The sequence below is a fragment of the Bacillus sp. DE0042 genome (genome assembly GCF_007680225.1).
Taxonomy (GTDB): domain Bacteria; phylum Bacillota; class Bacilli; order Bacillales; family Bacillaceae_G; genus Bacillus_A; species Bacillus_A wiedmannii.
In genome coordinates this window covers 191,193-218,172 of record NZ_VEJP01000005.1, presented here as the reverse complement: position 1 = coordinate 218,172, position 26,980 = coordinate 191,193, and the positions used below count along the sequence as shown (strand labels likewise).

28 protein-coding genes are annotated in these 26,980 nt (G+C 36.7%); 1 reads left to right on the top strand and 27 read right to left on the bottom strand.

Going from position 1 to position 26,980, the window contains the following annotated elements; all coding sequences use genetic code 11:
* Positions 1-590: 590 nt before the first annotated feature.
* From FS802_RS19780 to gpr, 26 genes are all read right to left on the bottom strand, one after another.
* Entirely contained in the window at positions 591-1,403 is an 813-nt protein-coding gene (locus FS802_RS19780) for a pyruvate, water dikinase regulatory protein (RefSeq protein WP_000368940.1), read from the bottom strand.
* Positions 1,404-1,432: 29 nt separating this feature from the next.
* On the bottom strand, positions 1,433-2,065 hold the full coding sequence (gene ccpN / locus FS802_RS19775; protein ID WP_002077328.1) for a transcriptional regulator CcpN: 633 nt from the start codon (positions 2,063-2,065) through the stop codon (positions 1,433-1,435).
* A 107-nt stretch (positions 2,066-2,172) separates the two neighbouring features.
* A complete protein-coding gene (gene recO / locus FS802_RS19770; protein WP_000487012.1) occupies positions 2,173-2,919 on the bottom strand; it encodes a DNA repair protein RecO in 747 nt (248 codons plus the stop codon).
* Positions 2,920-2,952: 33 nt separating this feature from the next.
* Positions 2,953-3,096, bottom strand: a complete 144-nt coding sequence (locus FS802_RS19765; RefSeq protein ID WP_000883924.1) for a YqzL family protein — start codon at positions 3,094-3,096, stop codon at positions 2,953-2,955.
* A gap of 176 nt (positions 3,097-3,272) precedes the next feature.
* Positions 3,273-4,178 (bottom strand): GTPase Era, encoded by a 906-nt coding sequence (era, locus tag FS802_RS19760; RefSeq protein WP_001080239.1) that lies wholly within the window; start codon positions 4,176-4,178, stop codon positions 3,273-3,275.
* Positions 4,171-4,569, bottom strand: a complete 399-nt coding sequence (locus tag FS802_RS19755) for a cytidine deaminase (protein ID WP_001086293.1) — start codon at positions 4,567-4,569, stop codon at positions 4,171-4,173. Before FS802_RS19755 ends, era begins: the two co-directional genes overlap by 8 nt.
* A 99-nt stretch (positions 4,570-4,668) precedes the next feature.
* Positions 4,669-5,022 carry a diacylglycerol kinase family protein gene (locus FS802_RS19750; protein ID WP_000715484.1) on the bottom strand — a complete coding sequence of 118 codons (354 nt, stop codon included), beginning with the start codon at positions 5,020-5,022 and terminating at the stop codon, positions 4,669-4,671.
* On the bottom strand, positions 5,019-5,489 hold the full coding sequence (gene ybeY, locus FS802_RS19745) for an rRNA maturation RNase YbeY (RefSeq protein ID WP_000054689.1): 471 nt from the start codon (positions 5,487-5,489) through the stop codon (positions 5,019-5,021). Before ybeY ends, FS802_RS19750 begins: the two co-directional genes overlap by 4 nt.
* Complete coding sequence (locus FS802_RS19740; RefSeq protein ID WP_098653262.1) at positions 5,486-7,630, bottom strand: HD family phosphohydrolase; 2,145 nt, start codon at positions 7,628-7,630, stop codon at positions 5,486-5,488. The genes ybeY and FS802_RS19740 overlap by 4 nt, the downstream gene beginning before the upstream one ends.
* A gap of 193 nt (positions 7,631-7,823) precedes the next feature.
* Positions 7,824-8,783: a PhoH family protein gene (locus FS802_RS19735; protein ID WP_000840500.1), complete on the bottom strand. Its 960-nt coding sequence runs from the start codon at positions 8,781-8,783 to the stop codon at positions 7,824-7,826.
* A gap of 3 nt (positions 8,784-8,786) precedes the next feature.
* Positions 8,787-9,986, bottom strand: a complete 1,200-nt coding sequence (gene yqfD / locus FS802_RS19730; protein WP_000792474.1) for a sporulation protein YqfD — start codon at positions 9,984-9,986, stop codon at positions 8,787-8,789.
* A 178-nt stretch (positions 9,987-10,164) separates the two neighbouring features.
* Positions 10,165-10,458, bottom strand: coding sequence for a sporulation protein YqfC (gene yqfC, locus FS802_RS19725; protein WP_000732264.1), 294 nt, complete (start codon positions 10,456-10,458; stop codon positions 10,165-10,167).
* A 108-nt stretch (positions 10,459-10,566) separates the two neighbouring features.
* Positions 10,567-11,010 carry a GatB/YqeY domain-containing protein gene (locus FS802_RS19720; protein WP_000054579.1) on the bottom strand — a complete coding sequence of 148 codons (444 nt, stop codon included), beginning with the start codon at positions 11,008-11,010 and terminating at the stop codon, positions 10,567-10,569.
* Positions 11,011-11,025: 15 nt separating this feature from the next.
* Entirely contained in the window at positions 11,026-11,199 is a 174-nt protein-coding gene (rpsU, locus tag FS802_RS19715; RefSeq protein WP_000048061.1) for a 30S ribosomal protein S21, read from the bottom strand.
* Between the two features lie 460 nt (positions 11,200-11,659).
* A complete protein-coding gene (gene mtaB, locus FS802_RS19710; RefSeq protein ID WP_098653261.1) occupies positions 11,660-13,012 on the bottom strand; it encodes a tRNA (N(6)-L-threonylcarbamoyladenosine(37)-C(2))-methylthiotransferase MtaB in 1,353 nt (450 codons plus the stop codon).
* A 6-nt stretch (positions 13,013-13,018) separates the two neighbouring features.
* Positions 13,019-13,768 carry a 16S rRNA (uracil(1498)-N(3))-methyltransferase gene (locus FS802_RS19705; protein ID WP_064474770.1) on the bottom strand — a complete coding sequence of 250 codons (750 nt, stop codon included), beginning with the start codon at positions 13,766-13,768 and terminating at the stop codon, positions 13,019-13,021.
* Positions 13,769-13,913: 145 nt separating this feature from the next.
* The gene (prmA, locus tag FS802_RS19700) at positions 13,914-14,852 is read right to left on the bottom strand and encodes a 50S ribosomal protein L11 methyltransferase (protein ID WP_000872122.1); all 939 of its coding nucleotides are present in this window, start codon (positions 14,850-14,852) and stop codon (positions 13,914-13,916) included.
* Positions 14,853-14,880: 28 nt separating this feature from the next.
* The gene (gene dnaJ, locus FS802_RS19695) at positions 14,881-15,996 is read right to left on the bottom strand and encodes a chaperone protein DnaJ (RefSeq protein WP_088064429.1); all 1,116 of its coding nucleotides are present in this window, start codon (positions 15,994-15,996) and stop codon (positions 14,881-14,883) included.
* Positions 15,997-16,189: 193 nt separating this feature from the next.
* Positions 16,190-18,025, bottom strand: coding sequence for a chaperone protein DnaK (dnaK, locus tag FS802_RS19690; RefSeq protein WP_000034697.1), 1,836 nt, complete (start codon positions 18,023-18,025; stop codon positions 16,190-16,192).
* A 26-nt stretch (positions 18,026-18,051) separates the two neighbouring features.
* Entirely contained in the window at positions 18,052-18,618 is a 567-nt protein-coding gene (grpE, locus tag FS802_RS19685) for a nucleotide exchange factor GrpE (RefSeq protein ID WP_000392716.1), read from the bottom strand.
* Positions 18,619-18,732: 114 nt separating this feature from the next.
* Complete coding sequence (gene hrcA, locus FS802_RS19680; protein ID WP_000954947.1) at positions 18,733-19,749, bottom strand: heat-inducible transcriptional repressor HrcA; 1,017 nt, start codon at positions 19,747-19,749, stop codon at positions 18,733-18,735.
* 133 nt (positions 19,750-19,882) lie between these two features.
* Positions 19,883-21,022 (bottom strand): radical SAM family heme chaperone HemW, encoded by a 1,140-nt coding sequence (gene hemW, locus FS802_RS19675; RefSeq protein WP_033657623.1) that lies wholly within the window; start codon positions 21,020-21,022, stop codon positions 19,883-19,885.
* Positions 21,023-21,073: 51 nt separating this feature from the next.
* Entirely contained in the window at positions 21,074-21,448 is a 375-nt protein-coding gene (locus FS802_RS19670; protein ID WP_001293536.1) for a winged helix-turn-helix transcriptional regulator, read from the bottom strand.
* Positions 21,449-21,608: 160 nt separating this feature from the next.
* Positions 21,609-23,432, bottom strand: coding sequence for an elongation factor 4 (gene lepA / locus FS802_RS19665; RefSeq protein WP_001030960.1), 1,824 nt, complete (start codon positions 23,430-23,432; stop codon positions 21,609-21,611).
* A 210-nt stretch (positions 23,433-23,642) separates the two neighbouring features.
* Positions 23,643-24,008, bottom strand: coding sequence for a YqxA family protein (locus FS802_RS19660; protein ID WP_098653260.1), 366 nt, complete (start codon positions 24,006-24,008; stop codon positions 23,643-23,645).
* On the bottom strand, positions 24,005-25,108 hold the full coding sequence (gpr, locus tag FS802_RS19655; RefSeq protein WP_000662624.1) for a GPR endopeptidase: 1,104 nt from the start codon (positions 25,106-25,108) through the stop codon (positions 24,005-24,007). The genes FS802_RS19660 and gpr overlap by 4 nt, the downstream gene beginning before the upstream one ends.
* Before the next feature lie 181 nt (positions 25,109-25,289).
* On the opposite strand from gpr, the gene rpsT reads away from it, so the two are divergent.
* Positions 25,290-25,547 carry a 30S ribosomal protein S20 gene (gene rpsT, locus FS802_RS19650; protein ID WP_001274014.1) on the top strand — a complete coding sequence of 86 codons (258 nt, stop codon included), beginning with the start codon at positions 25,290-25,292 and terminating at the stop codon, positions 25,545-25,547.
* A gap of 81 nt (positions 25,548-25,628) precedes the next feature.
* On the opposite strand, the gene holA is transcribed toward rpsT, so the two are convergent.
* Entirely contained in the window at positions 25,629-26,639 is a 1,011-nt protein-coding gene (holA, locus tag FS802_RS19645) for a DNA polymerase III subunit delta (protein ID WP_098653259.1), read from the bottom strand.
* Positions 26,640-26,980: the final 341 nt, after the last annotated feature.

The window sequence follows — 26,980 nt, the reverse complement described above, 5'->3', positions numbered from 1 at the left end:
TGTGATCACGAGATCTGTTTTTTGCATGTTGATACATATAAAAAATCAACTTTAGCTTATTCAGTATCTACATAGATCCAATTTTCCTTGCTACTTCCTTAAACGATGAGCATACGATGTGACAAACAAAATTTCGACATGAACTTTCGTTCCAACTTGCACTATTTTCAGCATTCACAGGCTATGCATCTGCATCAACTAATACGATATTGATGTTTTGCATATTTCTGTATTCTACATCCCTTCTGCGAATCCTTCCATAATGTGCGTTTTCTTGTATAGATTTTGTCGATTTAACGTAATTACATGTCTTTTCGTAAATCCTATCCCTAGTTTATTCTGAAAAATTAAAGTCTAAACGTAAAATATAGGTTTTTATCACAATTTTTTATTATAATATATTTTCTTCAACTACGCTACATATCCCTTTATTTTTTCATCTTCTATTTCAGGATAACGAAACCCTGCCTTTAGCATAATAAAAAGACAGAAGAATATAAGTATAACCACTCCGCTATAATCTATTACGAAATCAACAGGTATTGTGTTTCTCACGAGCGAAAAAAGCACATTCACCTTTGGTAAATGTGCTAAAACAATTTTTGGTTTTGCACTGCATTCACAATAATGTTAGCTGTTTCTTCAATCGCTTTATTCGATACATCAATTACTTGACAATTTATTTTACCAACTACATTCTCAAAGTGATCAATTTCTTCTTTAATACGGTTAATATTGGCATATGTTGCACCATCACTTAGTCCAAGTGATTTCAATCGCTCTTTTCGAATATGATTCAACTTATCTGGCGTAATTTTCAAACCGAAGCATTTTTCTTTAGCCACTTGATATAATTCTTCAGGCGGATCTACTTCTGGTACGAGCGGTACATTGGCAACTTTCAAACGTTTGTTATGAGCTAAATATTGAGAAAGCGGTGTTTTTGATGTGCGCGAAATCCCAATCAACACGATATCTGCTTTTAAAATACCACGTGCGTCTCTACCATCATCATACTTTACAGCAAACTCAATCGCTTCAATCTTTTTAAAGTATTCTTCATCTAATCTACGAACAACACCCGGCTCATATCTTGGTACTTGCCCTGTAATTTCTTCAATTTGATCGATAAGAGGCCCGATAATATCATATGCCTCTACGCCTTCTTTCGCAGCCTCTGTCACTAAATACTGACGCATGTCAGGCTTTACTAACGTAAAACAAATAAGCGCTTGATTGCTCTTAGCAATCGAAATCACTTCTTTTAATGTCCCTGTATCTTCTACATACGGTACACGTCTAATATCAGGAGCAAATGGGAATTGTCCCATCGCTGCTCGAACAACCAAATCAGCCGTTTCTCCAACAGAGTCGGATACGACATATACGATTTTATTATCCATTACATTACCTCACTTTAAACAAATTACACTTATTCGTTATTTACTAAGTTTACAAACGCACGTGTAATATTTGTTTTTGTAATTCGTCCAATCACTTCTAAACCTTGTTTCGTATCTTTTACAACTGGCATCGCATCAATCTGTCTTTCTATTAATTCCATCGCAATATCATATAAAGAATCTTCTCTACGACACATCGCAATGTTTGGCATCCTTGTCATGATAATATTAACCGGAAGAGAGGTTAAATCCTGCTTTCCAAGGCTAGCTCTTAATAAATCTTTACGAGATACAACACCAACTAATAGAATCGCCTGATCTACAACAAATAAGGTACCTACGTCCTCTAAAAACATTGTACAAATCGCATCGTATACTGATACATTTTTATCAATTACAGCTGGTCTAGATTGATAATCTTGTACTTTAATTTTCTTAACAGCCTCAGATAATAGCTGCCCCCCGGTTTTACCCGTATAAAAATAACCTACGCGTGGACGCGCTTCTAAATAACCAGCCATCGTTAAAATTGCTAAGTCTGGTCTTAGTGTTGCACGTGTTAATCCTAATTGCGCAGCAATTGACTCCCCTGTAATAGGACCGTGATCTTTTACAATCTGAATGATATGTTCTTGCCGTTTATTCAGCTCTATGATAATCACCACCTTTAATGCACAACGAAAAAAGTTATACTATCTCTTAAATATTATATACTAAATATGCTATTTGAAAAAGATAGGATGTAAAAAGGACCGTATACGGCCCCAAATTATATTTGAAACTTATCAAGTTGTTCTAAGAAACGTCTTGACTTCAAATAAATCCCGCAATATTCATCATAATATGTATTCAATACTAAACGCATTTGTTTTTTTGTGCTATCCTTCACCGATACATTGCCAAGTCTATGTAAATCGAAGTGGTAGAAAAGACGTAATAATTTATGAACAGCTTCCCCCACTGGTATACGATACTGGTCTTGCTCAGCATGACGCGAGCACAGAAAACCGCCTTCCCGGACAGAGAAGGCGACAAAATCTGTTTCTTGATGACAAATCGCACATGTATCAAAGTACGGGCGCATCCCTAATACCGGAAGCATTTTCGTTTGATAAATTAATGATAATACTTCTGAATCAACACCCTCACACATATAATGCAACGTTTGATATAACATTTCAAATAAATATGGATTATGTTTTTTATCTTCTGTTGCTTTATCAGTTAACTCAACAATAAATGATGCATAAGCAGTTAAAAATATATCCTCGCGAATTTCTTTCATAGTTGAAATAATCTCGCCTTGTTGCAAAGTTCCAAGTCCAGATCCCATTTGAATAAGAAAATTACCATGGGTCATAAGTTGCGAAACAGATGCTAACCGGCTTTTCGGTTTTTTCGCTCCTCTTGCCATTGCACTTACCTTACCCAATTCTCTTGAGAATATTGTAACAATCTTGTTCGTTTCTCCGTAATCTGTCGTACGGATAACGATGCCCTCAACTTTTTGAAACATGTTCGTCACCATCCAAGGTTTGAACAAAACGGGTCAAGAAATTGGAGAGTCTAGATGCGCTAGCTCCTCTTCATGTTGATCCATCTCATCGTTTACGTCTTTTTCCATTTCTTTCAAAAGCAAGTACGTTTCAATGCTTCCTGTTTTGGAGAAAAACTTCCAGGTAAAATCTAGCATAAGAATCCACCTTTCTCAATAAGCGTAGCCTATAAACCAATTTCTTTTGTTGTTATTAAATTGACCCATTTTGTCCATTTTCATGTGAGAAAAATTTTTCCTAATTTATCAAAACTCATAAAAACCAATAATCAGCGGATGAACAAAACATCCGCTGATTACAGCTTTACTCTATTTTAGTACTCGTCTTCGCGGAAACCAAGGTCACGAAGCTGAGACATTTTATTACGCCAATCTTTTTGCACTTTTACCCATACTTCTAAAAATACTTTAGAACCAAGTAATGCTTCAATGTCAAAACGAGCTCGCTTACCGACTTCTTTTAACATCTTTCCTTGCTTACCTATAATAATTCCTTTTTGTGATGCACGTTCAACAACAATCGTTGCGTTTATATAAACCGCTCCGCCCTCACGTTTTTGAATTGCATCAATAACAACCGCTACAGAGTGCGGCACTTCTTCACGTGTTAAATGTAATACTTTTTCACGAATAAGCTCTGAAATAATAAATCGCTCTGGATGATCCGTCACTTGATTATCTGGGTAGTATTGCGGTCCTTCTGGTAAATACTTTTTAATTGTTCCAATTAAAGCATCCACATTATTGCCGTCTAATGCAGAAATTGGTACAATCTCTGCAAACTCATATAGTTTACGGTATTGATCAATTAACTCTAATAATTGCTCTGGATGAAGTTGGTCAATTTTATTAATTACTAAAAATACTGGTTGTTTCGTTTCTTTTAATTTCTCAATAATGAATTCCTCACCACGACCAAATCCTTCAACTGCATTGACCATAAACAGAACAATATCAACTTCTTTTAATGTCGTTTGAGCCATCTTCACCATGAAGTCGCCTAATTTATGTTTAGGTTTATGTATTCCTGGTGTATCAATGAAAATTACTTGTGAATCATTTTCTGTATATACGCCTTGAATTTTATTACGAGTTGTTTGTGGCTTGTCACTCATAATGGCAATTTTCTGGCCGATAATACGATTTAAAAATGTAGATTTTCCAACATTCGGTCTGCCAATAATAGAGACAAAACCTGATTTATAACCTTTTCTATTCATGTAAATCCTCCGCTAAAAATGCTCCTGGTAACAATTCTCCAACTGTAGTCTCTTGAACGTCACCATGTAAATTTGATAGGTATACTTTCGTATCCTGTTTACATAATTCTACCATAACTTGTCGGCATGCTCCACAAGGAGGTACCGGACGCTTTGTATCCGCTACAACTGCAATAGCTACAAACTCTTTATCTCCTTCAGAAATCGCCTTAAATAAAGCTGTTCTTTCTGCACAGTTACATAAACCATATGATGCATTTTCAACATTACATCCACGATATACTTTTCCATCCTGTGTTAATAATGCTGCACCTACTTGAAATTTAGAATATGGTACGTACGCTTGTTTACGCGCTTCGATTGCTTCTTGAATTAATTGTTTACTATTCATATTCCCGCATCCTTCCTGTCCACAGCTGTGAATAGATACACTCTCTTATTAAAGGCCTTTACAGCACTTTCAAAGCTTCATAAAAGCTTTGGAATGCAACTATACCACATACGGCAAAAAGATAATAGCACCAATTATAACGGCTATTATCGCAAACAATAAAACCGATCCGGCTGCGACATCCTTTGCAATTTTCGCAAACGGATGTATATCGGTAGTCGCTAAATCTACTGTTTTTTCCACAGCCGTATTTACCATCTCTAAACTCATTACAATTCCTATTACAATAAGTAATACCATCCACTCTACTTTCGTAATATGGAAATAAAAGCCGCAGCATATAACAATGACTGCGGCTAAATAATGAATTTTCATATTTCGTTCATGACGAAGACAAAAGAATATACCTGCTATAGCATATCCAAAACTATTTATAAGTTTTCCTTTTTTCATCGACCTAATCCAAATGCCTCTAAAATTTCTTTTTGTCTTCCAAACATTTCTTTTTCATCCTCTTCTGTCATGTGGTCATAACCAAGTAAATGTAAAAAGCCATGTAACGCTAAAAAGCCAAGTTCACGATCAAAAGAATGTCCATACTCTTCAGCTTGTTCTTTCGCTCTCGGAATAGAAATAATAAGGTCACCTAACATACGAGGCATCTCTGCACCTACAATTTCCATTTCTCCTTCTCCCATTTCTTCCATAGCAAAGGAAATGACATCAGTAGGCTGATCCTTATCTCGGTAATCACGATTAATCTCGCGAATGCGTTCGTTATCTACAAATGTCACTGATAACTCCGCACCATCCTCTATTTTTTCCATTTGAGCTGCTTTTTCTAATATCTCACGAATTAAATTCACATATTCTTCTTTCACTTCTTCTGTTTCATCAATGAAATCAATTAATAAACTCATTCTTTCTCCTTCTCTTCCGGTGGTTCCGGATATGTAATACGCGAATGGAAAATACCATTTAACGTTTCACATAACGTTTTTCCAACGATTTGTAGTTCCTTAAACGTCAAATCACATTCACTAAATTGCCCATCTTGCAGGCGATCTTTAATAATACTTTGTACTAAATTATTAATTTGATCTGGCGTTGGGTGATTCATAGAACGTACCGCCGCCTCAACACTATCAGCAATACCAACAATTGCCGACTCTTTAGAAGTTGCTTTTGATCCCGGATAGCGAAACATCTCTTCTGTATATTTTTCTTTATCTTCTTTAATCGCCTTATAATAAAAATATTTAAGTAATGTTGTACCATGGTGTTGTCCAGCAATATCGATAATTTCTTGCGGAATATGGTATTCTTCGAGCATTCTGACTCCATCTGTTACATGAGCAATGATAATATCTTTACTCTTCACAGGATCTAATTTATCATGTGGATTTTCAATTCCCATCTGGTTTTCAATAAAGAATTGCGGTTGTACTGTTTTTCCTACATCATGATAATACGCCCCTACACGTGCTAATACACCATTTGCTCCAACCGCTTCACACGCTGCCTCAGAAAGATTCGCTACCATTACACTGTGGTGATACGTTCCTGGCGCTTCTAACAAAATTCTACGCAAAAGCGGATGATTCGGACTTGATAGTTCCATAAGCTTCATGCTTGATACAATTCCAAGTCCACTCTCTAAATACGGTAATATCCCCATAGCCAAAACGGATGAGATAATTCCTGAAACGGAAGCCATCAATAATTGCGTTCCAATTTCAAGAGGTGAAAAATTCCCATTACGTAATAATAATAACGCCGCTAAGACGACCACATTTAAGATAGAAACGAGTATACCAGCTTGCAAAATCATCGTACGACGATTTTTTTCTCTTAAGAAAATGCTTACTGATAATGAACTTAACAACACATAAATACCAACACTATAATTCAGTGTACTTGTTACCCCTTCATTAAACATAATACTTCCGCACACAGAAAAAATCATACTTGTTAAAAATACAAATCGATCGCCAATCATTAGTTTTACAAGTATTGTTCCCATCGCGACCGGGACAACATACGCAATTCCTGCATATTCAAGCTTTTGAAACAAACTAATCGTTTTCATTAAAACAATCGTGATAGATAAAATTGTAATATACGCTAAAATATACGGTCTATCTTCTCTTTTACGCTGTAAAAATACTTCAAACTGCTTATGCATAAAGTACAGTAGCACACCAATGAGCACTGCTAATCCAACATAAGGCTGAAAACTATTACCTTTCTCTAATAAACCGACTAATTTCAACTGATTATACATATCACTTGAAATTGTTTCACCTTCTCTAACAATAACTTGTCCTTGAAGAATATAAACAGGTGGAACTAAATCTTCTTCCGCTTTCTTCTTCTCTTTCGTTACAGCCGGATCATAAAAATAATTTGCTGTAATCGCATATGATCCTAGCGCGTTCACAGCTTCCTTCAATCCACTATTCACATTGAGGCTTTTCATTTCATTAACAAATCGCTCTTTTGCTGCTATTTCTTCGGACATTTTAATATTTCCACCCATAATAACACTAATAGACGTTAGAGCCGCGTTCTTTGCTAATTCTAATTGATCCGGTTCTGCATTAATAAAATATAATAAATTCTCATCAGATAATTCCTTTGTTAAATTAGATGGCAACTTCTTCTTCAATTTTTCTAATTTATTTGCATCAGTCATCTTTTTTTGCTCTTCAGGTCCAGCAGCTTTCATCTCTTGAATTGCTTCATTTACCTTAGCAAAAACATCATTTACAATATCTACTCTATTTTGTTTATATTCACTTCTATATGTATATTGATCCCCAACTTTTTGAGCGGCCTCTTGTTTTTTTCTGTCCGTTATAACCTTATCTTCAATTTTAATAGGAGAATGAATTGTTTTTTTCGCAATAGAATACATATCAACATCTAATTGCTCTGGTTTTACATTATTCATAAGTGCAAAAAACAGCACTGCTCCTAATAAAACGTAAGAAATCCAACTTAGTTTTTTCGAATGTTGTAAATTACGAAACCACTTAGAAATTTCTTCAGATCTTAACATGATTTCAATACCTTCTCCTCTCCAGAAATAAAGTGAAACTATTTATAGCTTTCATTTCTTCTAGCCAACGATACTTTTAAGTAACATTTTGATACACCAGTACCTTTAGTTTATTTCTCTTATCTTTTATGATAGTAAAAAATATGCCGTTCGCCAACCTTAATACAAAAAGAAATGATCCTGACAAATAGGATCATTCCATTTTATCATATGCCTCAATAATACGTTGCACCAGCGGATGCCTCACAACGTCCGTTTGTTCTAATGTAATGAATGAAAGACCTGATACACCAGATAAAATGTTAGAAGCTAGCGAAAGCCCTGATTTTACCCCTTTTGGTAAGTCTACTTGTGAAGGGTCCCCCGTAATAACCATTTTAGAGCTAAAACCTAATCTAGTTAAAAACATTTTTATTTGTGCACCCGTTGTATTTTGCGCTTCATCTAAAATAACAAATGAATCATCGAGCGTACGCCCCCTCATATAAGCAAGAGGTGCAATTTCAATTACCCCTCGCTCCATCATACGTTGCGTATATTCTTGTCCAAGAATATCGTGCAAAGCATCATACAATGGACGTAAATACGGATCTACCTTCTCTTTCAAATCTCCTGGTAAAAAACCTAAACTTTCTCCAGCTTCTACAGCCGGTCTCGTTAAAATAATTTTCTTTACATACCCTTGCTTTAAAGCTCTCACAGCCATTACTACAGCTAAGTATGTTTTCCCAGTCCCAGCAGGTCCCATTCCAAATACAATATCATTCTTCTTCATTGCATGAATATATCTTCTTTGCCCCATTGTTTTTACACGAATGGATTTACCTTTTGCCGTTTTAAAGATTTCTTCTTCATATAACTCTTCAAATTGAGCAATTTTCCCTTGTTGTGCGAGCTGAATTGCATACGCAACATCTCTTTCTGTAATTGATATACCTTTTCGAATAACAACAAGTAATTGCTGTAAGATTTTTTCTACGAGTGTCACAGTTTCAACTGCTCCAGATGCATGAACAGTTTCACCTCTAGTTACAATCGATACATTCAGTTCCCGTTCAATTACTTTCAAATGAGCATCATTGACTCCAAAAAGAGCGATTGCTTCGTTAGCATTTTCCAATTGTTGGTTCATTTCTACTAATTGTTCTGCCATTACTCAGTCTCCTTGAATATCGGATTCGGATATTGGTTGTGGCTCTGCAATATTTTCGATCACAGTATAATGCAATGTGACTTTTAGTTGATCCGCCTCAACCTCTTTACTCAAAATCTTATCACTTACAATCATAGCATGTTCATCCAATTTTTTCTTTAGTTCTTTTTCAGCCATCTCTTTCGCTACTTTCATTGCCTGTTTTTCTGTATATTCCCGATTCGCTTCTTCCTCTTCTCGTACAATATCTTTTTCATACGCGATCGGCAGTGTAAAACCAAATAGTTTCACATCATGTTTTACACTTTCAGTACGAGAGCGTTTATACTTATCATGTTGAAATCCCCATATTTTTATTTTCACACTCCCAAATGTAAGGTAATGCTCATTATATGCATTGCCAGTATATACTTGAAATTGCGTCTTTAGTGGCACACTCACCTCAGATGTGTACCACGTTTCTCCATATACAATACCTTTCGCCGAAACAATCGTCGGACTCTCCTCATTACCGTATATCCCTGATACGAGAAGCTGTCCTTTTTCAACATGGTCATTTTTCAAGACAACTGGTTTTCCTACTTCAACAAATGTTTTTGTCACAATCGCTTCTTTTTTTGCAACTAAATTTTGCGGCCTTTGTTCCTTTTCTTTTTTCGGCTCGTTTTTTTCAACAATTTTAAAATGGTACGTCGTTCCTCTTATTTCTAATCCCGCCCAAGTAATCGCATTAATATTGTCTGTCAAATGACGTTGTACATCTTCTACATTAGGCATTTGGAATTGTAATTTCCCTTTTTTAATACCCATTTTGTCCAATTCTTTCATCAATATATATTCTGTTTCAGGTTTCGCTCCTGTAATTTCAATTTTCCAAACCATATTGGATAATGCAATCATGCCAAAAAAGAAAATTAAAAAACCAATTAAGAATCCACTATTTTTAATTAAACGCTTATTCAAAAAAGGAAAACCGTAACGCCCAATAAAATATAGTTTACATTCATTTTTTCTATAAATTGGTTTTATTTTCTTCACATCTCGTAATAACATACAAAAAACTAACGTTTCATCAGCAATCTTCTTAACATCCCAAACTAATAATTTTCTACGTACACATTCGTTAACGAATCGTTCCGCACCTCTACCTTCAATTCGTACTTTTACATATCCAAGCCACTTTATAAACCATTTATTTTTCATCTACTATCTCCACTACCTTTCCAAAAGTATACACACTACTTTTTTCACTTTAATTAGCAAAATAGCTCGTACGAAAATGAAATAAAGAGTTCTACCACCCATAAATAGCGAGATAAACTGAATAGTAAGGTCGAATCACGAAAATAACGAAGAAAAACTTCACATATGGAAGTTTCCCTCACTCCTCTTTTTTTTCGTTTTCTAAAAACGTCACTTGCTCAATTATTCCTTCAAGCAAAAGTTCTTCTGGAAGGATTGTTTTAATAATAAAGGATTGCCCTTTAATTAATAATTGACCGTGCTTTAATAACAATCTTACTTCTTTATCTGAAAACACTAATAAACCCCGATGATTCTCTATATAGATATGCACTTGCCCAACAAGCGTGATCCGAGGTAGATCCATTAGCACATCCACTGGCAGGTCTATTTGCTTTGTTAACCAATTCTTCATTTGTTCTAATTTTTTCATCTCAAAAGACCCCCTCTCATCCCATATGTATGAAAAAAGAGCTTGTAATATCACGTCCAAACTGAAAAAAAGCATAAAAAAACGTCTCATACGAAATGAGACGTTTTTTTATGCTAATAGCTGGATAACCAACTTATTCACAAGTGATCCGTCTGTTTTACCTTTTACTTTCGGCATAACAGCAGTCATCACCTTACCCATATCTGCTTTAGAAGTCGCACCAACTTCAGAAATAACTTGCTTAATTACATTCGCTAGTTCTTCTTCTGTTAATTGCTCCGGCAAATATGCGCTTAAAATCTGAATTTCACTTTGCAGTTTATTAACAAGGTCTTCACGACCAGCTTTTTTAAATTCAAGGAGGGAGTCCTTATACTGTTTTACTTCACGAGCTAAAACTGTTAATTCCTCTTCTTCAGTAAGAGTATGTTGCAGTTTAATACCTTCATTTTGTAAAGCAGCCTTAACCATACGAATAACGGTTAATTTTTCTTTTTGTTTATTCTTCATCGCTTGTTTCATATCATCGTTTAAACGACCGAGAAGACTCATAACTTACACCCTCTCTTAGAATTTACGCTTTCTTGCCGCTTCAGATTTCTTCTTACGTTTTACACTTGGCTTTTCATAAAACTCGCGCTTTCTTGCTTCAGCAAGTGTACCAGTTTTAGAAACCGATCTTTTAAAACGGCGAAGTGCATCCTCCAAAGACTCGTTTTTACGAACGACTGTTTTTGACATTCTCTTTCCCTCCCTCCGAAACATCACACTTACATACTAATTTCAGCATGCAAAAAGAAACCCTTCTTCAGCATGTCTTTTACGATTATAATACATTTTATCACTTCAGGTCAACTATTTGGCAGAATAAAAGAAGAATAGATGCCTTTCCCTGTTCAAAAGCTATGTAGATAGCTATTATCCTTTTCCCCTGAAGACAACTATATTTTTATCATTACATCTTTTTTAATACAAGAAAATATTAAATAACTACTCATTCGACGCACCTGCCTTTTCAGTACTTAACTTCTCCACGAAAAAAAAGCATGCAAATCGTTTCCGTTTGCATGCTTTTTTTATCCCGCTATTTGCCGGGCAGTAAGACCCCAATCTCAAAATTCAGCAAAAGCAAAGAACTTAGGTGGGAGTCCGGCTGATAATTAGTGGGGAGGAACAAAAACCCCACTGATTAAAGTTTCATTTATGCGCTTGCTGATTCTTTTTTTACATTATCTTCAAGAACACGAACAAATTGTGCTTCGTTATATGGATAACCAGCTTTCGTAATTTTCACTTTCACTAGCTTACCAATTAATTCTTCTGATCCTTCAAATACAATTTTTAAGTAGTTATCCGTATATCCTACATATAACCCTTCACGGTCGCCCTCTTTAAATTGCTCTTCCGGAATGATTTCAAGCACTTCCCCTTCAAACTGTGACGCATACTCTTTCGCTAATTGGTTAGATAATTCAATTAAGCAATGAACACGATCATTCTTCACATCTTCAGGAACTTGATCTTCCATACGTGCTGCAGGTGTTCCTGTACGCTTTGAGTAAGGGAATACGTGTAACTCAGAGAAGCGATTCTCTTTAATGAAATTGTATGTTTCCATGAATTCTTCTTCTGTTTCACCTGGGAAACCAACAATTACATCCGATGTAATTGCAAGGCCTGGTAACGCTTCTTTCAATCGATCTAAACGCTCTTGGAAAAATTCCATCGTATATTTACGACGCATACGCTTTAATACAGTATTAGATCCAGATTGCAATGGAATGTGCAAGTGACGTACAACTACTTCAGACTTATCTAACACTTCAATTACTTCATCTGAAATTTGACTCGCTTCAATAGAAGAAATACGAAGACGTTTTAATCCGCCTACTTCCGCTTCCATGTCACGAAGTAATCCAGCTAAGTTATAATCTTTAATATCTTCACCGTACCCACCTGTATGAATACCTGTTAATACGATTTCTTTATAACCTGCATCTACTAATTGCTGCGCTTGTTTAATAACTTCTTTCCCATCACGAGAACGCATTAAACCACGTGCCCAAGGAATAATACAGAATGTACAGAAATTATTACAACCTTCTTGTATTTTTAAAGATGCACGTGTACGATCCGTGAAATAAGGTACATCCAGTTCTTCGTATACACGTGTTTTCATAATGTTGCGGACAGCATTAATTGGTTGACGCTCTTTGCGGAACTCTTCGATGTATCCTAACATCTTTTCACGATCCTGTGTACCAACTACAATATCTACACCTGGAATCGCCATAATTTCCGCTGGAGATGTTTGTGCATAACATCCCGTTACACAAATAACCGCATCCGGATTTTGACGAACAGCACGTCTAATAACTTGACGGCTTTTCTTATCTCCCGTATTCGTTACTGTACACGTATTAATAACATATACATCAGCTTTCTTTTCATATTCAGTTCTTTCATATCCACCTTGTTTAAACAATTGCCAAATGGCTTCTGTTTCATAGTGGTTTACTTTACAACCTAACGTATGGAACGCAACAGTTGACATTGATCATCACCCCATCAATTCAAAATGATACGAAGCAGCACTTAACGCGTATAACGGCGCCGTTTCTGTTCTTAAAATTCTTGGTCCTAAACTACATGGTACAAATTTATGTTCACGAAGCGTAGTAATCTCTTCCTCCGCTAAACCACCTTCTGGTCCAAATACAATCAATAGTTTTTGGCCTGGTTTCATCGTCGTTAAAGCTTTAGCAAAATTGGATTTCTCACCTTGTTTTGCTTCCTCTTCGTACGCAACAAGACATACATCATACTCATTACTCATTGAAAGCAATTGCTTAAATGATGCCGGAGCATGCACTTCTGGAATTTCGCTTCTATGCGATTGTTCCGCAGCTTCTTTCACAATTTTTCTTAAACGCTCAACTTTTTTATCAGCTTTTTTTGCATCCCATTTTACAATAGAGCGAGATGCTTGAAATGGTAAAAATGCGGCCGCCCCAAGCTCAGTTCCTTTTTGGAAAATTAACTCTAGCTTGTCTCCTTTCGGCAGTCCACTTGCAATCGTCACGAAAACAGGAAGTTCACTTGACGCCTCTACCCATTCTACAATAGCCGTATTAATAAATTCACTGGTAATTTCATCAATTGAACATACTGCTGTTTTTCCGTTTACACAGCAATAAATGTGATCACCAGCTGACATACGCATCACTCTTGCGATATGATGTACGTCATCACCTACAATGCGAATACTTGTCTCATTTACATATTTCTCTTCTACAAAATAACGTTGCATATAATCACCTTAGTAGAGTTTCGTTCCTTTCGTAAGTCAACACTTACGAAAAGAACGAAACGTTATCATTTTTTCATATAACAAACGGCAAGTCCCTCACCTTATAGTGAGAGACTCCCCTTTTCATTATAAACTAAAATCTATATTACGCATTTCGTGCAATAATTGCTACCCAATCTTCCATTCGTAATACTTCTTCAATTGTAAATCCAGCTTTTTCTAGCGCTTCAGAAATTATCTTTTCCTTCGCTGCAATAATACCCGATGTAATAAATAATCCGCCCGACTTCACAACTCGTGCTGCATCTTCAGGGAATAAAAGAATAATTTCCGCTAATAAATTAGCTACGATTAAATCAACAGGACCTTCAATACCTTCTAAAAGACTATTTTGCCCAACAGACACGATATCATCTGTTTTATTTAAACGTACATTCATTTCTGCACTTTCCACTGCAACCGGATCTAAATCATACGCTTGAACAGAAGACGCACCTAATTTTGCCGCTGCAATACTAAGTACACCAGAACCTGTTCCTACATCAATGACAGTATCACCTGGCTGAACTGTTTTTTCTAAAGCACGAATACACATCGTTGTTGTCGGATGAGTTCCTGTCCCAAACGCCATACCTGGATCTAATTCAATAATTTTTTCTTCTGGAGAAGCTGGTGTATATTCTTCCCACGTCGGCACAATTGTGAATGTATCAGAAATTTGTACTGGATGGTAATATTTTTTCCAAGCAGTAGCCCAATCTTCTTCATTGACTTCGTTAACGGTAATATTTCCAGTACCAATTTCGATGTCGTAAGATGGAAGCATATCAATAGATGATTTTACACCCGCAATCGTTTCCTGTAAAGAATCCGTTTGTGGGAAATATGCTTTTATTAATACACCTTCCGCCGGATATTCATCTGGGTTCAATGCATAAATTTCACCATATTGTTGCTCGCGCTCTTTCGTCAACTCCGCTGGATCCTCAATCGCAACTCCACTAGCACCCGCTTCATGTAAAATATGAGAGACAGCTTCTACTGCTTCTTCTGTTGTATGAATACTAACTTCTGACCATTTCACAATTTACCAACTCCATTTTTCATTTCCATTATTCCCCTTTGAAAGCACGTTTAAGCTTTCCAAATAAACTATCATCCTGCTCTTCTTGTCCCGCAAATTCACGTAATAACTCTTTTTGATGTGAAGTTAATTTCGTCGGTACAACAACACGAACGACTACATATTGATCTCCTTGACCGTATCCACGTACGTTCGGAGCACCTTTTCCTTTTAAGCGGAATTCTGTTCCTGTTTGTGTTCCTGCTGGAATTTTCAGCTTCACTTTCCCATGAACAGTAGGAACTTCCACTTCAGCACCAAGTGCCATTTGCGCAAATGTTAATGGCATTTCACAAATAATGTGATCTCCTTCACGCTCAAAGAATTCATGATTTCTCACATGAACAACAACATATAAATCTCCTGCCGGTCCGCCATTTACGCCCGCTTCGCCTTTTCCAGATACACGAATTTGTTGACCATTATCGATACCTGCCGGAATCTTAACGTTGATTTTTTTACGTTTACGTACTTTACCAGAACCGTGACATGTCGTACATTTTTCTTTAATCATTTGACCAGTTCCTGAACAATGACCACAAGCTTGACGGTTTACGATACGACCAAATGGTGTATTTTGTTCTACACTTACTTGCCCTGATCCTGAACAATGTTTACATGTTTCTTTTGAAGTTCCTGGTTTCGCTCCGCTACCTTTACAAGTATCACATGGATCTTCTACTGGAATCTCAACATTTAATTCTTTACCAAAAATAGCTTCCTCAAACTCTAAAGTAACTTGATATTGTAAGTCAGCACCTTGACGTGGAGCATTTGGATCACGACGTCTACCACCGCCGCCGCCAAAGAACGAACTAAAGATATCTTCGAAACCGAAGCCACCGCCGAAGTCTCCTCCGCCGCCAAAGCCACCGAAACCTTGATTTGCACCAGCATGACCAAATTGATCATATTGCGCGCGCTTTTGATCGTCGCTTAATACTTCGTATGCTTCTTGTACTTCTTTAAACTTTTCAATTGCATTTTCTTCTTTACTTACGTCTGGATGATATTTTTTAGCCAAACGACGATACGCTTTTTTTATTTCATCTTTTGAAGCACCCTGGCTAAGTCCAAGGATCTCATAATAGTCTCGTTTACTCATAAATTTACAACCCCCGAATCTTTCACATAAACGTAATTTTAACACCGAAAGAAAGTGCTTTGCAACAAAGTTTCCTCACTTACAGTATGCAAAGTAAAAAACTTAAGAACCTCACACTTTTCTTTTCATTCGTGAAAAAAGCCAAAGTCAAGGCACGCTTGACTTTGACTTTTTGTCATCTTACTTATTTATATTACTTATCTTCTTTTACTTCTTCAAACTCAGCGTCTACTACATTGTCTTTCTTCGCGCCAGCATCTTGTGCCCCTTGCGCACCTTCTGCTTGCCCTGCAGCTGCTTGAGCTTGCTCGTATAATTTAACAGTTAATTGTTGTACGATTTCTTGTAAAGCGTCTTTTTTCGCACGGATTTCCTCAAGCTCGTTCTTCTCGATCGCAGCTTGTAATGCTTCTTTCGCTTCTGTTGCTTTTGCAACTTCAGCCGCATCCACTTTACCTTCTAAATCTTTTACAACTTTATCCGTTTGGAATACAAGTTGGTCAGCTTCGTTACGAAGTTCAACTTCTTCCTTACGTTTTTGGTCAGCGTCAGCATTTGCTTCTGCTTCTTGTACCATACGATCTACTTCTTCATCAGAAAGACCTGAAGAAGATTGGATTGTAATAGTTTGCTCTTTGCTTGTTCCTAAGTCTTTTGCACGTACGTTAACGATACCGTTCGCATCAATATCGAATGTTACTTCGATTTGTGGAATACCACGTGGTGCTGGTGGAAGGTCTGTTAATTGGAAACGACCTAATGTTTTGTTGTCAGCTGACATTGGACGCTCACCTTGTAATACGTGAATGTCTACTGCCGGTTGGTTATCAGCAGCTGTTGAGAATACTTGTGACTTACTTGTTGGAATTGTAGTGTTACGCTCGATTAATTTCGTGAACACACCACCCATAGTTTCAATACCTAAAGAAAGTGGAGTTACGTCTAATAATAGTACGCCTTCTACATCACCAGTAAGTACGCCACCTTGAACTGCAGCACCTAATGCTACAACTTCATCAGGGTTTACACCTTTATATGGTTCTTTACCAGTTTCACGTTTAATAGCTTCTTGTACAGCTGGGATACGAGTAGATCCACCAACAAGGATAACTTTATCTAATTCGCTTGGAGCAAAACCAGCGTCTTTTAATGCACGACGAGTTGGCTCTAACGTTCTTTCAACAAGACCTGCTGAAATCTCTTCGAATTTCGCTCTTGTTAACGTTAATTCTAAGTGTAATGGACCAGCAGCTCCAGCACTAATGAATGGTAATGAAATTTGTGTTTGTGTTACGCCAGAAAGATCTTTTTTCGCTTTTTCAGCTGCATCTTTCAAACGTTGAAGTGCCATTTTATCTTGGCTTAAATCAATGTTATTTTCTTTTTTGAACTCAGCTACTAAGTGGTCAATAATAACTTGGTCAAAGTCATCTCCACCAAGACGGTTGTCACCAGCAGTTGAAATAACTTCAAATGTTCCATCTGCTAACTCAAGGATAGATACGTCAAATGTACCGCCACCTAAGTCATATACTAAGATTTTTTGCTCTTCATCTTGTTTTTCTAAACCGTAAGCAAGCGCTGCTGCTGTTGGTTCGTTAATGATACGCTCAACTTCTAAACCAGCGATACGACCAGCATCTTTTGTTGCTTGACGTTCTGCATCGTTGAAGTATGCAGGTACTGTAATAACAGCTTTCGTTACTGTTTCACCTAAGTATGCTTCAGCAGAAGCTTTTAAGTTTTGTAAAATGATTGCAGAAATTTCTTGAGGTGTATAATCTTTACCTTCAACTTCTACTTTGTAGTCTGTACCCATATGACGTTTAACAGACATGATTGTATTTGGGTTTGTAATTGCTTGACGCTTTGCAACTTCCCCAACTTGACGCTCTTCATTTTTGAAAGCTACAACAGAAGGTGTTGTACGGTTTCCTTCTGGATTTGGGATAACCTTTGGTTCTCCACCTTCCATAACAGCTACACAAGAGTTTGTTGTACCTAAGTCAATACCGATAATTTTACTCATGGCGAATCCTCCTACTTTTATGTAAATTATTGATTTACTTTTACCATTGATGGGCGAATCACGCGGTCTTTTAGTTTATAACCTTTTTGGAATTCTTCAACTACCGCGTTCGATTCAAATTCACTATCTTCCACTTGCATAATAGCTTGGTGTTCATTAGGATCAAACTGTTTACCAACAGCTTCAATCGCTTCAACACCTTCTTTAGTCAACGCTTCTAGCAATTGACGATGCACCATTTCCATACCTTGTAACAAGGATTTCGTTTGCTCATCAGTCGCTTCCACTTGCATCGCTCTTTCAAAATTATCAAGAGCTGGCAAAATATCTGAAACTAGACTTTGTGCTCTATATTTTTCAGCAGCCTGTTTATCCATTTGGACACGACGCTTATAATTTTCAAAATCAGCTTGTAGACGTAATGTGCGACCTTCCGTTTCCGTTAGCTTCGCTTGTAACTCATCTACTTTTTCTTGTAAAAGAGCAGCCTCACTTTTTTCTTCTACAGTTTTTTCACTGTTTTCTGTCGTGACAGCTTCTTCAACTTGCGCTTCTTTTACTTCTTCTACCACTTGTTCGTTACGCTCTTCCACAATATTCACCTCCTTAAAAGGTATTAGGTATTATGCTGAACACAATTACCTAAGCATTATATATTACACACAGCAATGAAAATTTCATTACTTGAGCGAATGTATTACTCTCATTTACTTTTTAAGCCCATCAGTAAATTGTCTCGTAAATAACTGTAACAAACTAATTACCCGAGAGTATTGCATTCTTGTCGGACCTAAAATAGCAATTGTTCCAAGCTGTTCTTCTCCAATCGAATATGTTGCAGAAATTAAACTACAATCTTCCATGGCTGTCGCAGAGTTTTCCCTACCAATGTTCACTTGAATACCTACTTGTTTATGACGCAAAATGTCATAAAACTCGGCTTCATTATCAATCATCGTCAACAAGGATCTTACTTTGTGAATGTCATGGAACTCTGGTTGCGAAAGCATATTTGCTTTGCCTCCAAAGTATATCTTTTCCGATAAAGGAACTTGAAATGTACCATCTAACATTTTTATTGCACTATCGTAATTATGAACATATCCACGTAAAACTGTAACAATCTCTTTAAAGATTTTGTTATGCAGTTCTGCCATTGGTACACCCGATAGCTTTTCATTTAAAATATTAACCATTTTTTCTAAATCTGATAAATCAACAGATTCCGGAACGGTAATCGTTTTGCTTTGTACATGCCCTGTATCCGTTACAATAATAGCGACTGCAGTTTGACGATCAAGCGGTACAATTTGTACGTTTTTAAGTTTATTTGTGCTTAACTTCGGTCCAAGAACAATGGCCGTATAATTCGTAAGCTCTGATAAAATTTGAGCCGATTGCTGTGCAATCTTTTCCGCTTCAAAAATTCTTTCAGCAAATAAATCTTTAATTTGTACAATTTCATCGTTCGGTAAGTTTTGCGGCGCTAAAAGATGGTCTACATAAAAACGATATCCTTTTTCAGAAGGAACACGTCCTGAAGAACTATGCGTTTTCTCAATAAACCCTAGTTCCTCTAAATCAGCCATTTCATTTCGAATAGTAGCTGAACTAAACGTAATTTCATCTTTCTTAGCCAACGTCCTCGACCCAACAGGTTGCGCTGATCCAATAAAGTCATCAATAATTGTTTGTAAAATTAAGAGCTGACGTTCCGTAAGCATCTCATCATCACCTCTGTTAGCACTCTTTGTCTTCGAGTGCTAAATCTATTAATAACTTACCAAAATTGACATTCAATTGTCAACGGAAACGTCACGAAATAATGAAACTTTTTCACGTTTATGGAACATTTAATTAGTCAATCAAAAATGATTGGAATACTTCATTCCCTAATAATTTTCCTTTTCGCGTTAAACGAACATATCCATCTTTCTCTTCAAGCAATCCTTGTTCTTGATTTTTTTGCAACTGCTTCGCGAAAACTTGATTCATCTCCATATTAAATTTCTTTTGAAACAATATTTTAGATACACCTTGTGTTTTTCGAAGTCCTAAGAACAACTCTTCTTCCATTCTTTCTTTCTCCGTCACCGCGTGAACATCTAAATACGGAAATCCAGTTTCATCAATTTTATTGAAATATTGCTTGAGCGGCCCTACATTTTGGATACGTTCTCCATTTACATAACTGTGCGCTCCAGCTCCAAATCCATAATACTCTTCATTATTCCAGTATGTGAGATTGTGTCTACTTTCATTATCACCTTTTGAGAAATTGCTAATTTCATACTGGGTATAGCCGTGTTTCTCCATTTCATCCATTACCATTTCATACATTTTCGCTTCATGATCTTCACCTGGAAGTCTTAATTTCCCTTTATTCATTAAGTTATAAAACACAGTTTTCGGTTCCACAATTAATGAATATGCCGAGAAATGTTGTACACCAAGCGTAAAAGCAATGTCTAATGTTTCTTTTACATCTTCTATCGTCTGCCCTGGCAGAGCATAAATAATATCTACATTTATATTTTTAAAGCCCACTTCCTGCGCTTCTCTAATTGCTACAAACGCATCTTCCCTCGTATGCTTACGCCCAATTTTCTCAAGCAACTCATCCCGAAATGTTTGCACACCAAAACTAATTCGGTTCACTCCACCTTCTAGCAATACATTTAACTTCTCTTTCGGTAAATCACCTGGATTCGCTTCAAATGTTAATTCACAATTTGGAGCAAACGGACGTAAGCGACGGTTTATAATATCTAGTAACTTTTTTGTCTGTTCCATATTTAACGCTGTCGGAGTTCCTCCACCAACAAAAATCGTTTTCATACTATCAAACGGTACTTTTTGAACTGTATTTATTATTTCTTTCTCTAAATACTCTAAATATTGATCGACCGGTTGGCGTTCAATAAACACTTTATTAAAATCACAATAGTGACAAATATGCTGACAAAATGGAATATGAATATATGCAGCTTGCACCAAATATAACTCCTACCTTTCTAAAAAGAAAACCTCCGCACTCCGGAGGAATCTTCACTTCTCTAACGTATTACGAATTTGTTCCATTCGCATTTTTCCCCAATCATACATCATTTCAACGATCGGTAAAAGCGACATGCCTAATTCCGTCATATAATACTCTACTCGCGGAGGAATTTCTGGGTATACTGTTCGGTCAACAATCCCATCTTCCATTAACTCTTTTAATTGGTTCGACAAAACTTTATGAGAAATGCTTGGGAATAATCGTTGTAATTCACTAAAACGATGAGGCCCTTCCACACCAAGATGCCACAGTATCACAACTTTCCACTTCCCGCTAATAATAGAAAGCGTCAATTCCTTTTCACAATTAAAATTGCCATTTTGTATTTTCTCGTGAATATCTTTTCGAATATTTTCGGACATTAATAGTCTCCTAACTCTATATCAATCATTCATAAATATAGCCACCTCACTATTGTAAATGAGAGAAGCTACGTTGTCTAAAAAGTAATTATACATAAAAAAGAAGCCGTATAAACGACTTCTTTTTTTATCTCAATTCGTACGAAATAACAATCAATTATTAGTTGTCATCCATTTTCAGTACAGCCATGAATGCTTCTTGCGGTACTTCTACAGAACCAACAGACTTCATACGTTTTTTACCTTCTTTTTGCTTATCAAGAAGTTTACGCTTACGAGAAATGTCACCACCATAACATTTCGCAAGTACGTTTTTACGCATCGCCTTAATTGTAGAACGTGCTACAACCTTGTTTCCGATAGTCGCCTGAATTGGTACTTCGAACTGTTGTCTTGGAATTAATTCTTTTAATTTCTCTACGATTACTTTACCACGGTCATATGCTGAATCACGGTGTACGATAAATGATAGAGCATCGACTTGTTCGTTATTTAAAAGAATATCCATTTTCACAAGTTTCGATGGTTTGTAACCAATTAACTCGTAGTCAAACGATGCATATCCTTTCGTATTTGATTTCAACTGATCGAAGAAGTCATATACGATTTCTGATAACGGAATTTCGTATGTTAGTGTAACACGTGTTTCATCTAAATATTGCATATCAATAAACGTTCCACGTTTACCTTGGCAAATTTCCATTACAGCTCCCACATAGTCATTCGGAACCATAATTGAAGCCTTCACAAACGGCTCCTCTACACGATCGATAGACTGTGGATCTGGCATATTAGATGGATTATCAACAATAACATCTTCACCGTTTGTTAAATAAACTTTATAAATAACGCTTGGTGCTGTTGTAATTAAATCGATTTTAAATTCACGTTCAATACGTTCTTGAATGATTTCCATGTGAAGAAGTCCTAAGAAGCCACAACGGAAACCAAATCCTAGCGCTTGAGATGTTTCTGGTTCAAACTCAAGAGCAGAATCATTTAACTCTAATTTTTCTAACGCATCACGTAAGTCGTTGTAACGGGCAGAATCAATTGGATATAAACCACAGAATACCATCGGGTTTAACTTACGATACCCTGCTAACGCCTCTGCAGCCGGACGTTTCGCATGTGTGATCGTATCACCTACGCGTGTATCACCTACGTTTTTAATAGATGCCGCTAAGAAACCTACATCACCTACTGTTAACTCGTCACGTTGCGTTGTTTTCGGTGTAAACACACCTACTTCTGTTACTTCAAATTCTTTTCCAGTTGCCATCATACGTACTTTATCGCCAACTTTTACCGTTCCATTTACAACACGGATATATGCAATTACACCGCGGTACGGGTCATATAAAGAATCGAAAATCATACATTGTAAAGGCTCTTCTGAATCCCCCGTTGGAGCCGGTACCTTTTCAACGATTTGTTCTAAAATATCTTCAATACCAATACCAGCTTTCGCTGAAGCAAGTACAGCTTCCGATGCATCTAAACCAATTACATCTTCTACCTCTTGACGTACACGCTCTGGGTCCGCACTTGGTAAGTCGATTTTATTAATAACTGGTAATATTTCCAAATTATTATCAAGCGCTAAATATACGTTCGCTAATGTTTGCGCCTCAATCCCTTGTGCTGCATCCACAACAAGAATTGCACCTTCACAAGCCGCTAAACTACGAGATACTTCGTACGTAAAGTCGACATGTCCTGGTGTATCAATTAAGTGAAGAATATATTCTTCGCCGTCTTTCGCTTTATACGTTAGTTGTACTGCATTTAATTTAATTGTAATACCGCGCTCACGCTCTAAATCCATAGAGTCAAGCAATTGAGCTTTCATTTCACGTTGTGTTAACGCGTTTGTTTTCTCTAAAATACGGTCTGCTAACGTTGATTTTCCGTGGTCAATATGAGCAATGATAGAGAAATTACGGATTTTGGACTGTCTTTTTGCTCTTTCTTCTTTGTTCATCTATGTTCTCAACTCCTAATAGTCTCGCCAATATACACTAGCACTGATTATATCAATAGAGCAGCAAAGATTCAATGAAAACTCGTGCTGCTTACAATACAAATCATTCTATCTATATCTTATGCGAACAAACCATAAGAGACAAACCTTTTTCAAATTTAAAAACGGCTGTCGTACAAAATGGTAAGACAACCGTTCTTCCTGCTACCCTTAACTAAAAATATCTCTCACTTTCCCAACAACTATATCCGTTCCAAACTTTGTTACTTCATAAGTAGCACTTGCTATTGCCGTACCAATTCCTTCTACAACATTAAAGCTTTTTAAGCTTTCTAATTGTTTTTGTTTTTCAGTAACGGAAAACGAACTTCCCAAAATTTCTGATTCAGCACCCGCACCCTCTGTTCCTGTCATATGAGCTATTTGTTCATACGACATTTGCTGATAACCTTTCATACTTTTCAAACCATGATTAGCAAGTGCCACCCCTGCTATTATCATAAGTAAACATAAGGCCGCACTACATATACATAAAAGCGAAAAACGGCTTAAACGATTATCGTCTCTTCCCATCAATGTGTATATGCTCCTGTATTATCTTGGTCAATTTGATGATGCAAGGCTGCATTTAAACCACTCGCTATTACATTTGCCATATCTTCTATGAAAGCATCCACTTCTTTCGGAGTCACCATTAAATTATGGCCAAGAGGAGATAACACTTCATAAATTAATTTTCTCTTCTCTTCATCTTCCAGTGTACCTACAGCACCTAAAAACATATTCCGACTCTTGTCATCCGGCATATCTTCTTCTGTTAATTTTTTCTTTTCTCCAAATGTAAAACCGGCTGGCAACAAAGAACGGGAAGGTTTGTTTCCTTCTTTCATCTCCCGTCCAAAATGTTTCAAAATAAAATCAATTGTATCGCTTGTAATCGAAACTGCATCAACCACAGTCGGAACACCAATCGCGATAACAGGAATACCCAATGTTTCTTTACTGAGTTCCTTACGCTTATTCCCAACACCCGATCCAGGATGAATTCCCGTATCAGAAATTTGTATCGTACTATTTACTCGTTCAATAGAGCGGGCAGCTAATGCATCAATTGCAATGACAAAGTCTGGCTTCGTCTTCTCAATGATTCCATAAATGACATCGCTCGTTTCGATTCCTGTAATTCCCATTACTCCCGGCCGAATTGCACTAACAGGCCTAAACCCTTCTTCTACACTTTCAGGCTGCAATTGAAACAAATGTCTCGTTACCAATACATTTTCTACAACGATCGGTCCAAGCGCATCTGGCGTTACATTCCAATTCCCAAGACCAACAATTAAACAACTCGCTTCTTTCGTAACGCCAACCTCTTCTAAGAAATAAGAAAATTCTTTTGCAAAAATGCGCTCTACTTTTTGTTGCAGTTCCGTATCTTGTTGACGTATGCCTTGTACTTCAAGCGTTAAATAACTCCCAGGTTTTTTACCCATCGATTCAGAGGCAATTTCATCAATCGTTACTTTTGTAATGGTAATACCTTCTTCTTCCCTCTCTTTTACAATAACTCCTTGTATCCCTTTTTGCTCTTCTTGACTCTCTTGCAGCATTTCATGTGCCTCTACAGCAAGGTCCGTTCTAACACTATATTTACTTAAATCTAATGGTTCTTTCATCGTATCTCCTCCGTAATTCATAGTAAATATCGTTAGATTTCCCAAAGTTATATAAGGTCATTCTTTCCTTTACGTGAAATTTCATTGATATACTATTGCAATTCTCTTCACCGTTTGATAGAATATCACTTGTTCTATGTTAAGAATCGAGTCATTCGATTGCACCAGGGAGGTGAAAAGTATGGCAAACATCAAATCTGCTATCAAACGCGCTAAACTTAGCGAAGAGCGTCGTTCACATAACGCTTCTATCAAGTCTGACATGCGTTCTGCTGTTAAAACTGTAGAAGCTTTAGTTACTAATAACGATCTTGAAAATGCTAAAGAAGCTTTCAAAACTGCTTCTAAAAAACTTGACAAAGCAGCTCGTAAAGGTCTTATCCACCAAAACGCTGCAGCTCGTCAAAAATCTCGCTTAGCGAAACAAGTAAACGCGTAAGGCGTTTAAAAAACGATCCATTTGGATCGTTTTTTTATATACAAAAAGTTCACGTGCTAAGCACGTGAACTTTTTGTTTCATCACATATGATTTAACCGCATTAAGAAAAACTCAAGTACAAGTTTCTTATCCATTTTTCCAGTCTTCATACTATAATCAGCTTCCGCTAATTCTATAATCACTTTTTTTAATTCTTCAAAAGAGAAAAACTTCGTTTGATTCATCGCTAACTTTACACGATATGGATGCACACCAATATGAGACGCAATTTGATTTTGTCCATAACCACGCTGCTGTAACTCTTTCACTTGATAGAGCAAGCGGAATTGACTTACTAATAACGCAAGCAGTTTAATGGGTTCCTCTTGCTGCGTAAATAATCCATCCAAAATTTGCATCGCACCCGCGATATCTTTTTTTACCACTTTTTCTGTCAAAGCAAACACATTTTGTTCAACCGATTTTGGCACAAGCTCCGCAACAAGTTTCGGTGTAATCTCTCCGCCCATACCGACGTATAACGTTAACTTGTCCATTTCCTTCGCCAACATCGTTACATTACTTCCCACAAGCTCTAATAACAAACTAACAGCTGCATTATCTATATGCACATGCACTTCATCTGCACGAGCAACAATCCACTTCTGAACATCCTGCACTTGCATCGCATTCGCTTCTACTAAGTCCGCTGTTTTCTTTAATAGTTTTGTAATTTTTTTTCGTTCATCAAGTTTTTCGTAAGGCGCAACAAAAACAAGAATAGAAAATGGAGAAGGCTCCCCAATATATTCTTCTAAAATTTTTATATTTTGCTCTAATTTTTCTTTTTGTGAAGTTAAAAATAGTGGTGATTTTATTACTATCACTTTACGTTCCCCGAAAAAAGGAAGTGTACGTGCATCCTCAACCACATCTTCTAAATACGCTTCTTCTAAATCATATGTCACAACATTAAACTCGCGATTTTCCTCTTCAAGCGCTTCTGTTGTAATAAGCTTTATCGTTTCACTTATAAAAAACGCTTCCGTTCCATACAGTAAATACAACGGCGCAAACTGCTTCTTTTTAATCTTTTTATGTATATCACTCATACTTTTTCCTACTCCCTAACTTGGCAATATATATTTATACTAATGCCCTAGCTTTCGTTTTACAAGTACAAAGGAACAGGCTTTATGACCCGTTCCTTTATTTATATTAAACGCCACGCAATAAGCCCCGGGTTTCTTATTGGTGTGCGGTAATCACCTTCCCTTTATTATTCACAATAAAAATTCAAGTATAAGTGCCAACTGTTAACATGCTTGGAAACAAAAAACTCACGTTCCTTAACGATTTAAAAGTAGTAAAAACGCTCGATTTCTCTTCATATGGAAATTGTAGATTTTTTTCTGACAATATTTTATACTAAAGTGGAATGTTGGGGAGGGAT

Excerpts from the sequence above, each read along its gene's own strand:
- FS802_RS19780 (WP_000368940.1), bottom strand. The coding sequence starts at position 1,403 with ATGGATAATAAAATCGTATATGTCGTATCCGACTCTGTTGGAGAAACG.
- recO (WP_000487012.1), bottom strand. The coding sequence starts at position 2,919 with ATGTTTCAAAAAGTTGAGGGCATCGTTATCCGTACGACAGATTACGGA.
- FS802_RS19765 (WP_000883924.1), bottom strand. The coding sequence starts at position 3,096 with ATGCTAGATTTTACCTGGAAGTTTTTCTCCAAAACAGGAAGCATTGAA.
- era (WP_001080239.1), bottom strand. The coding sequence starts at position 4,178 with ATGAATAGAAAAGGTTATAAATCAGGTTTTGTCTCTATTATTGGCAGA.
- FS802_RS19755 (WP_001086293.1), bottom strand. The coding sequence starts at position 4,569 with ATGAATAGTAAACAATTAATTCAAGAAGCAATCGAAGCGCGTAAACAA.
- FS802_RS19750 (WP_000715484.1), bottom strand. The coding sequence starts at position 5,022 with ATGAAAAAAGGAAAACTTATAAATAGTTTTGGATATGCTATAGCAGGT.
- ybeY (WP_000054689.1), bottom strand. The coding sequence starts at position 5,489 with ATGAGTTTATTAATTGATTTCATTGATGAAACAGAAGAAGTGAAAGAA.
- FS802_RS19740 (WP_098653262.1), bottom strand. The coding sequence starts at position 7,630 with ATGTTAAGATCTGAAGAAATTTCTAAGTGGTTTCGTAATTTACAACAT.
- FS802_RS19735 (WP_000840500.1), bottom strand. The coding sequence starts at position 8,783 with ATGGCAGAACAATTAGTAGAAATGAACCAACAATTGGAAAATGCTAAC.
- yqfD (WP_000792474.1), bottom strand. The coding sequence starts at position 9,986 with ATGAAAAATAAATGGTTTATAAAGTGGCTTGGATATGTAAAAGTACGA.
- yqfC (WP_000732264.1), bottom strand. The coding sequence starts at position 10,458 with ATGAAAAAATTAGAACAAATGAAGAATTGGTTAACAAAGCAAATAGAC.
- FS802_RS19720 (WP_000054579.1), bottom strand. The coding sequence starts at position 11,010 with ATGAGTCTTCTCGGTCGTTTAAACGATGATATGAAACAAGCGATGAAG.
- rpsU (WP_000048061.1), bottom strand. The coding sequence starts at position 11,199 with ATGTCAAAAACAGTCGTTCGTAAAAACGAGTCTTTGGAGGATGCACTT.
- mtaB (WP_098653261.1), bottom strand. The coding sequence starts at position 13,012 with ATGTCAACTGTTGCGTTCCATACGTTAGGTTGTAAAGTAAACCACTAT.
- FS802_RS19705 (WP_064474770.1), bottom strand. The coding sequence starts at position 13,768 with ATGCAACGTTATTTTGTAGAAGAGAAATATGTAAATGAGACAAGTATT.
- dnaJ (WP_088064429.1), bottom strand. The coding sequence starts at position 15,996 with ATGAGTAAACGAGACTATTATGAGATCCTTGGACTTAGCCAGGGTGCT.
- dnaK (WP_000034697.1), bottom strand. The coding sequence starts at position 18,025 with ATGAGTAAAATTATCGGTATTGACTTAGGTACAACAAACTCTTGTGTA.
- hrcA (WP_000954947.1), bottom strand. The coding sequence starts at position 19,749 with ATGCTTACGGAACGTCAGCTCTTAATTTTACAAACAATTATTGATGAC.
- FS802_RS19670 (WP_001293536.1), bottom strand. The coding sequence starts at position 21,448 with ATGTCCGAAAATATTCGAAAAGATATTCACGAGAAAATACAAAATGGC.
- lepA (WP_001030960.1), bottom strand. The coding sequence starts at position 23,432 with ATGAACAAAGAAGAAAGAGCAAAAAGACAGTCCAAAATCCGTAATTTC.
- gpr (WP_000662624.1), bottom strand. The coding sequence starts at position 25,108 with ATGAAAGAACCATTAGATTTAAGTAAATATAGTGTTAGAACGGACCTT.
- rpsT (WP_001274014.1), top strand. The coding sequence starts at position 25,290 with ATGGCAAACATCAAATCTGCTATCAAACGCGCTAAACTTAGCGAAGAG.
- holA (WP_098653259.1), bottom strand. The coding sequence starts at position 26,639 with ATGAGTGATATACATAAAAAGATTAAAAAGAAGCAGTTTGCGCCGTTG.